The following is an 8,483-nucleotide window of genomic DNA, read 5'->3' as shown; positions in this document are numbered from 1 at the left end:
GATGCTTGAGAAAGCAATTGCTCTTGGCTTAGACGAATCGAACCATCTTCATCGATTGAGTACGCTAGGTCACCCGATACAGGCGCATCATCAACCGCGGTTACGCTTACGTCGATGTTCGCTGACACTGTATCGGTACCGTCAGATACATCGAAACCGAAGTTTACATCACCATTGAAGTTTTCATTTGGAGCAAAGGTGTACGTGCCGTTACCGTTATCAGTAAGGATACCGTCGCCACCATCGTAGGTCACACCTTCAACAGTAAGGTTGTCACCTTCGATGTCGGTAGCGCCTGTTAACAGGTCTGCATCGGTGAAGATAAGTGTACCGTCTTCTTCAACGCTGAACTGCTGATCTTGAGGAACTGGTAAATCATTTACTGGGTTAACCGTTAGGTCAGCCGATGCTTGAACCGTATTAGTGCCATCTGAGATATCAAAGCTGATATCGATGTCGCCATTGAAGTTCTCATCTGGCGTGATGGTAAAGCTGCCATCGTCGTTAGCAACAACCGTTGCATCACCGCCAACCGTTAGGCTGCTGGCAGTAAGGTCATCACCTTCCACATCAGATGCTTGAGAAAGCAACTGCTCTTGGCTTAGGCGAATCGAACCGTCTTCGTCGATTGAGTACGCTAGGTCACCCGATACAGGCGCATCATCAACCGCTGTTACGCTTACGTCGATGTTCGCTGACACTGTATCGGTACCGTCAGATACATCGAAACCGAAGCTTACATCACCATTGAAGTTCTCATTCGGCGCAAAGGTGTATGTACCATTACCGTTGTCGGTAAGGATACCGTCGCCGCCATCGTAGGTCACACCTTCAACCGTAAGGTTATCGCCTTCAATGTCCGTTGCACCTGTTAACAAGTCTGCATCGGTGAAGATTAACGTGCCATCTTCTTCAACGCTGAATTGTTGATCTTGAGGGACTGGCAAGTCATTGATTGGGTTAACGGTTAAATCGGCAGAAGCTTGAACCGTGTTAGTGCCATCTGAGATATCAAAGCTGATATCGATGTCACCATTGAAGTTCGCATCTGGCGTGATGGTAAAGCTGCCATCGTCGTTTTGAGTAACTGTCGCATCACCACCAACCGTTAGGCCACTAGCAGTTAGATCATCGCCTTCTACGTCAGATGCTTGTGATAGTAATTGCTCTTGGCTTAAACGAATCGAACCGTCTTCATCGACTGAGTAAGCAAGGTCGCCAGATACTGGTGCATCATCGACTGCTGTTACGCTTACGTCGATGTTTGCAGCTACCGTATCAGTGCCATCTGACACATCAAAACCGAAGTTTACATCGCCATTGAAGTTTTCATTCGGCGCAAAGGTGTAAGTACCATTACCGTTGTCAGTAAGAATGCCGTCGCCGCCATCGTAAGTCACACCTTCAACAGTAAGGTTGTCACCTTCGATGTCAGTAGCACCTGTTAATAGGTCGGCATCGCTGAAGATGAGTGTGCCATCTTCCTCAATTTCAAACGTTTTATCTTCAGGAACAGGCGCGTCATTAATAGGACGTACCGTTAAATCAATTGCGCTACTAATCGTTTCTTGGCCATCACTGATGTCGAAAGTAAGGCCAAGTTCACCATTAAAGTCAGCTGAAGGAACAACGGTGAAAGTACCATCACCATTATCTTGAACGGTTGCATCTGCACCAACTTGAACGTTGGAAGCAACAAGCTCGTCCCCATCTACATCACTTGCGTATTCGAGTAATTGTTCTTGAGTGAATGTTATGGAGCCATCTTCATCTATGATGTAAGCCAGATCTTGTTCAGCTTCTGGCGCATCATTTTCACTTTCGACTTTGATTTTGAACGTTTCGCTTACTGTTTCAGAATCAAAGTCATCTTCTACTTCGCTGATGGTCTCTTCGTCAGAAGCTTGAACATCAACTGCAAATGTCTCTTCTACTGTTTGTGAATCTAGCTCATCACCAACTTGTTGGTCATCCGACTCTGAAGATGTCTCACTCGGCGCTGCTGAAGTACGTGCAGCTTGGCCTTGTTCTTCATTACCTTCAGCGTCTGCTCCACCTGTCGCAGACTCTGCGTTATCGCCACCTACTGCTTGAGCGCCAGCACCCGCTCCGCCACCACTGCCAGCAGCATTGTCCGAGCCAGCTTCCGAAGCCGCACCACCGACTACATTGGATTGTGCTGCGTCTGAATCTCCATCGCTTTCTGGCGTCTCTTCTTGAACAGCCGCACCAGAAGCCGACGCATCTTCAGCATTACCTGCGCCACTCGGATTGTCTTCTAAAGCCTGATTAACCTCGTCGGCCGCATCCGTGTTTTCAGCACCCGTCGCTATTGTCGACGCAATCGTATTCTGTTGATTTTGTTGATTCTGCTGTTGGGAGGGCGTACCCGCGTCGTTCGTGTCCGTTTGTTCTACCGCGTCATTTAGATCTTCATTTTGGTTGTTTTGGTTATTTTCGCCTGCCATTACAGCCTCCGTTGCTACTAGCTAACTGATCGTATTTAGAGGCATTAAAGGACACCATTTTGAAAAACCAAGTTTTTATACAACATTTTTCATATTTTTCTTTTTATACATAAAGAATCAAAAAAAATTTGAAAACTACCTTTAAACATCCTTAGTTATTGTGATTAAAGCAATTACGGCGGTGGAATGATGATAGACATGACAAGTTTGCTGCGTTCAATCGACAACAACCACAAAGGGCTTCAATTGCTACTAGGCGATTTTTATAAGGACTTTTCAGACGCAGCGAACAACATAGAGACGCTCCATAAAAATGACCGTTTTGATGAGCTCAACAACTACTCAAAGAGATTAAAGACCATCTTAACTTTACTGTGCGATCAAGACTTGCCACCCAAAATGGCCAAATTGGAACATTTGAGTAAGCACGAATTCCCTGCACCTGAAGATCTTTTAGAGGATGTAAAAACTGAATTGCACAACGTCAATCGACAAATCAATCACTTGTTGGACATTAAGGAAGTAATAGATGACAAGTCATCGAGGTAGTCATGAGCAATAACCAAATAGAACATCACTTAAGAAAAGCGCTCGTTTCTAATAATGAGGCTTCTAAGGTCACAGCTGATGACACCATTGTGCTTGCAAGTGCCATGACCAGTGTTCACAAAACGTTGCTCATCATATTCCTACTCGCTTTAGTCGCTATCGCCGTGGCATCACAAGCGCGTATAGACATCGTCGTTTCTGTGCGTGGTGAACTGTTGTTGGAATCTGACGTTGAGAAGGTGCAACACCTAGAAGGCGGCATATTGGAAGAGATGTTAGTCCGAAAAGGAGAAGTCGTTTATGAAGGACAGCCGATCGCACGAATTCGCTCACTAGACCGCAACACACAACTCGATACCGTGAATACTGAGATTATTCAGATAGAGCTCGATAAGATTCGTTATGAAAGCTTACGCGACATGGTAGAACCCAACTTCGCTTCTTATATCGAAAAATTTCCAGAACAAGTTCAGGTCAACATGAATACATGGCGACAAGAGTTCTCTAAAAACCGTTCAAATGAAGAGCTCATTACCCACGATATTAAACACAAAAACTCCCTGATTAAATCAATGCTTAAGCGTCGTAAAAGTTCAGAGAACCAACTATCGCTCATTCGCAAACAACTCAACATCAAAAATACGCTTTATAAAGAAGAGATGGCGTCTTATGTCGACGTCCTCAACATGAAAGTACAAGAATCCAATATGGTACGTGAGATTGAGAACCTTGATGAGTCGGTCATGAACGAACGTTTTCAGCTCGACAAACTGGAAAAACAACACCGTGACTTAGTTGAGAATCGAAACTCTGAGTATCAAGCGCAAATCATTCAAGCGAATAAAGACCTAAAGCTGAAGCGAATCTTACAACCGCAGCATTCCGACAAGGTTGATCGCCTAGTTGTCTACTCTCCGGTGGATGGTGTGGTCGACAAACTGCACTTCAATTTCCGTTCGGCTGTGATTCCGCCAGGTGAGAGTATCGCCGATATTGCACCGATCAATAACTCCCTTCACGGTGAAGCGAAGATCCCACGTAAAGACATGGGATTTGTCGAAATTGGTCAGGCAGTGAAAGTGAAAATGGATACCTATAACTTTGCAAAATACGGGTTTGTTGAGGGAACCATCGCCTCAATCAGCCGTTCATCATACGAAGAAGAAGACGCTGAGTTCTATTTAGCAGAGATTGAAATTGACCGAAACTTTCTTGAACGAGGAGGCACTCAATACAAATTATCACCTTATATGGAATTTACCGCCGATGTAAAAACAGGTTCGCGTCGCGTGATCGAATACGCAGCGAAGCCGGTGATGTCAGCCATCGAAGATGCTTTCGATGAGAGGTAATCAATGAGCGGAAAACCTTCGTACAATATTTCTGTACCCGCCCTGCGACTGAGCATATTGTTTAGCATCGTACTGGCTGCGCTCGCTTTCTATTTATACTTTTCTTGGTCGAAAGTAGATTCAGTCGCGCAAGTGCAAAGTGCCCCACTGCTCATACAAGCTCAGAAGCTTAATCAGACCATCGAACAAGATATTCAAACTCTGCAGCAGTGCTTAAGTAACGACACTTGTGGTACTAACGAATTCAATCTAGTTAACTTGAAGCGTGATATAGATGAATTTCGATCTTTAGCCTCTTTGAACAAAACTGAGTTCAGCTTGGTTGGCGCTACTGAATACACGCAACTTGAATTAGCGATTAACCGTTTCTCCGATAGCGCTAAAGCACGTGCCGATGTACTCGATTTATATCTCTCACTGACCAACAACTATCTGCAGATGGATGACAACTATCGCACCATGTTTAACAACCATGCGAGCGATTTGATCTCTGAGAAAAACGAGTTCTTCGTTTGGTTGTTTATGGTGGTCGTAATACTGGCCGTGATAACGGTTCTATCTAACGCTGTCGCCATGTTGAAACTGAAGAAATCCAGCTCTAACGAACGCGAAATCGACTATGAGTTCGATGCTCTGTATCAAGAACTAAAACAGTTAGATTTACAAAGGCTTGAAGAGCTTCTTAATGAAGTGAGCATCAATCCCAAACAGCGTCAGATCTACTCTCATCTCAAACTGATCTTCAGTAAATTGGAAGACCAAAAGCGCAATAACGATCTCTACAAACAGTTGTATGCGCTGATCGGCTATGAGATTCGAGGGATCACCAACACCATTAACGGTGGTGTCCAGTACCTCGTTCAAGAAACCGATGAAAACGGCGTTTTGATGGCGAAGGACATTACCTCTGCATGTAGCACCCTATCTGAGCTAGCAGAAAACTATAATCGATTGATTTCACAGGGCACGGAAAGCAAGTCGAAAGAGTTTTCTCTGCTGAGCGTGCTATCTGAATTAATGATTCATATTAGTGCCAAAGTACAACGTAATGAAAGCCAACTGGACTGCTTTATTTCCGACAACTTACCCAATCGCGTAGAAGGCCAATCCACCAGCTTGTTCTGGATATTGTTCCTACAGCTTTCAAATGCCATTCAACTCAAATCAAATAAGAAACTATTTGTGACGATTGAATCTGGGGCGGCTTCAGACATGGAAAATACCCGAGTTACCATCAATCTAAACTTCCTTTCAACGTTAGATGTCTCTGTAGCCAAGCTCAATAAACTCCATTGGAGCAGTCACAAGGACCACACCGCAAGCACAGACGACTTAGCAAAAAGCGTATTAAAAGATTACGGGTATTACGAAAGTCACTGGTTCCAATCGGGTACGCAGGAACGTTTTCAGATTGAGCTTGATCTCAAGGCGAAGAATTTCCACACAGAAAAGACTCGCTTCGACGGCAAACGTTTACTGCTGTGCGCCAACACTCAAGTTCGCATCGATGTGATGAAGAAAATGCTCAGTAATTTGGGGCTGGACATCACCGAAATTCGGACTGCCAATGAGTTATTTTCAGCGGCGAAGACCTTTGGTGATTACGATGCGATTATGCTCACCGATACCTTTGAACCCAACAAGTTACCGTCACTGAGTAAAACAGTGAAATCTCAACTTAAGAACCACCCAAATACCAAGTTGCTGTTATCGGTAACCAACACTCAGCATGCGCAAGAGTGTCACAGCTTCGTCGATAAGATCATCAACTCCCCTGCGATTCCTTATGAGTTTATTCCTAACTTGCTCACCATTATGGAAGCGGAAGCATCAGAAGAACAAATGGAGAACAGCTCATTCCTAATCGTAGAAGATGACCGAGTTCAGCAGATTTTACTTAAACGAATCCTTACCAAGCAAGAATATGAACCAGAAATGGTTGGCGATGGCGCTGACGCAGTGAAACACTTCATGAATAAACGTTCTGACATCATCTTTATGGATTGCATCATGCCGGGTATGGGCGGTATTGAAGCCACAAAACGTATTCGCCAGTTTGAACAAGAAAACGAGAAGAACCCTTGTACCATCATAGGTGCAACCGCATTGACCAGCAGTAACGAACACCAGGCTTGTATCGAAGCCGGAATGGATTACGTGATCAGCAAACCTTATAAAAGTGACCAAATAATCAAGGTGATCAACAAGTATGTGGCGGTACAAAAACTTAACTAGCAGCATCATGGCTGCGCTTGCTTTAAGCACGACACCTTCGGCATCGGCGACTACCCTGCTTGAAGCGGTAGAACTCGGCCTGCAAAACAGCCTATCCCTTCGCGCCAGTGATAAAGGTGTGGAAGAGAACGAATACAACATAGGGATCAGTCGCTCTAAGTTTCTGCCTTCACTCAATGGTGCAGCCGATACGACATGGAACGAGAATGAAACCTTACTATCGAGCGTTCCCGATGAAACCTCTAGCTATAACTCAAACAGCTACAGCCTTTCTCTTTCGCAATCCATATTCAATCTTGGCGACATTTTTAAATATGGGACGGCTAAGCTTGACTTCAATATCGAAGAAGTTAAGCACGAGAACAAAATTCAAAGCACTATTTCGGAAATCGGTTCTCAATACTTTGAGTATTTGAAAAACAACGCCCAAATTAAAGCGACCAAAGTTGAGCTCAAATCGTCTGAAACGCGTGAACATCAAATGCGACGTAATGTAGAGCTAGGTAACACCGCAGCCAGTGAGCTGTACGAAGTAATTGCTCAGAAAGAAGGCGTGTCGAACCGATTAAGAACCTTGCAAAAAGATCGACGTGTCATTCTCAACGGGCTCTCTATTCAAATTCAATACCCTATCACTCCGTCGCAAGACATATACGAAAGCGTACCGCTAAAAGAGATAAACGAAACCGAGCAACGGACGATCATGGATCAGGCGTTAAAGCTGAATAACGACTTGTTGGTGGCAAAGAAAAACGTAGAGAGAAGCCGCAGAAGCTTAAAAGAGAGCGGTTCGAACTTCTTACCGACCGTGTCGCTTTCAGCCAGCTATCGACATGATGACGCCAATAACTACGATAAAACCGACATTACAGCCACAGGTGAAAGTAACTCAACCAGTGTTGGCTTAAACCTCGCAGTGCCTATCTTGTCGGGTGGTTCTGATTACTATGGCTATCAAAAATCATCGACGGCGATTGAACGTACCGAGCTGCTTTATCAAGATTCGCTTTACACCACACGTAACAACGTGAACACCTCAGTACTCAACATTAACGATTTCTCGCAGTCTATAAGCAGTTACGAAAATATCATCCGCGCCAACTATGCCTCTTATAAAGGTATCCAAAGAGCTTACCAGTTAGGCACGCGTACCATCACCGACTTGCTGGCGGCGGAAAGCAAACTGTTCAGCGCTTTGAGAGACTATGAAAGCGCACGATACGACTACATCATCGAGACCATCAAGCTTGAGCAAATTAAGGGCATACTCTCTATTCAATCGATAGAGAGCATCATGCAATTAATGAGCGATATTGAAGGGCGAAATAATCAAGAATTGGTGCCTAAACACCTTCTCTCAACGGAGTCATTGAGAAAAGGAGGTCGTAATGCAAACTGAGCAATTTTCGCAAAAGATCAATATGGCAGATAAGTGTTATCTGACTTTCTCAACGATAATATCGACCCTGTTTGGCTTGGTACTACCCTTCTCCATTCTGATCATTTTTGACCGAGTGTTACCCAACCAAGCACAAGATACTCTGTTCTTGTTGTTCGCGATTATCTTGATTTCCATCTTCCTCGACTATCACTTAAAAAATCAGGAAGAGAAGATTTCCTCTGTCATCATGAGGCAGTTTGAGACCAACTTAACCAACAAGGTATTTCAATCCATCTGTTTGGCTGAGATCTCTAAATTCCGCCGTTTAGAACCGGGCGAATACCTAGAACGAATCTCAACCATTCCTGAACTTAAGACTTTCTTTGGTGGAGAATCGGTTCGAGCACTGATCAACCTTGCTGTCAGTTTGATTACCATCCTTATCATAGGACTCATCAACATATGGGCTGGTATTACACTTCTGATTGCCTCTGTCAT

Annotated in this window: 5 protein-coding genes and 1 pseudogene; 5 read left to right on the top strand and 1 reads right to left on the bottom strand. The window is 44.3% G+C overall.

Features of this window, described 5'->3' with window-relative positions; translation table 11 throughout:
• On the bottom strand, nt 1-2,468 hold a 2,468-nt coding region (locus AACR09_RS23585; protein WP_228010868.1), incomplete at its 3' end, for a cadherin-like domain-containing protein.
• 186 nt (nt 2,469-2,654) lie between these two features.
• Between AACR09_RS23585 and AACR09_RS23580 the strand changes: the two genes are divergently transcribed.
• The 5 genes and pseudogenes from AACR09_RS23580 to AACR09_RS23560 form a co-directional block, all read left to right on the top strand.
• Nucleotides 2,655-3,017, top strand: coding sequence for a hypothetical protein (locus AACR09_RS23580; RefSeq protein WP_102548996.1), 363 nt, complete (start codon nt 2,655-2,657; stop codon nt 3,015-3,017).
• A gap of 2 nt (nt 3,018-3,019) precedes the next feature.
• The gene (locus AACR09_RS23575) at nt 3,020-4,369 is read left to right on the top strand and encodes an HlyD family type I secretion periplasmic adaptor subunit (protein ID WP_004730526.1); all 1,350 of its coding nucleotides are present in this window, start codon (nt 3,020-3,022) and stop codon (nt 4,367-4,369) included.
• Nucleotides 4,370-4,372: 3 nt separating this feature from the next.
• Nucleotides 4,373-6,604: an ATP-binding response regulator gene (locus AACR09_RS23570; protein ID WP_193835802.1), complete on the top strand. Its 2,232-nt coding sequence runs from the start codon at nt 4,373-4,375 to the stop codon at nt 6,602-6,604.
• The gene (locus tag AACR09_RS23565) at nt 6,579-8,003 is read left to right on the top strand and encodes a TolC family protein (RefSeq protein ID WP_102482591.1); all 1,425 of its coding nucleotides are present in this window, start codon (nt 6,579-6,581) and stop codon (nt 8,001-8,003) included. The genes AACR09_RS23570 and AACR09_RS23565 overlap by 26 nt, the downstream gene beginning before the upstream one ends.
• Nucleotides 7,993-8,483: pseudogene (locus tag AACR09_RS23560) on the top strand (ABC transporter ATP-binding protein); the annotation flags it as partial. The gene AACR09_RS23565 and the pseudogene AACR09_RS23560, both read left to right, overlap by 11 nt.

This window comes from Vibrio sp. OPT20 (assembly GCF_963889365.1).
Classification (GTDB): domain Bacteria; phylum Pseudomonadota; class Gammaproteobacteria; order Enterobacterales; family Vibrionaceae; genus Vibrio; species Vibrio splendidus.
The sequence above is the reverse complement of the archived record's forward strand: the minus strand, read 5'-3'. Positions and strand labels throughout refer to the sequence as shown.

Excerpts from the sequence above, each read along its gene's own strand:
- AACR09_RS23580 (WP_102548996.1), top strand. The coding sequence starts at position 2,655 with ATGATGATAGACATGACAAGTTTGCTGCGTTCAATCGACAACAACCAC.
- AACR09_RS23575 (WP_004730526.1), top strand. The coding sequence starts at position 3,020 with ATGAGCAATAACCAAATAGAACATCACTTAAGAAAAGCGCTCGTTTCT.
- AACR09_RS23570 (WP_193835802.1), top strand. The coding sequence starts at position 4,373 with ATGAGCGGAAAACCTTCGTACAATATTTCTGTACCCGCCCTGCGACTG.
- AACR09_RS23565 (WP_102482591.1), top strand. The coding sequence starts at position 6,579 with ATGTGGCGGTACAAAAACTTAACTAGCAGCATCATGGCTGCGCTTGCT.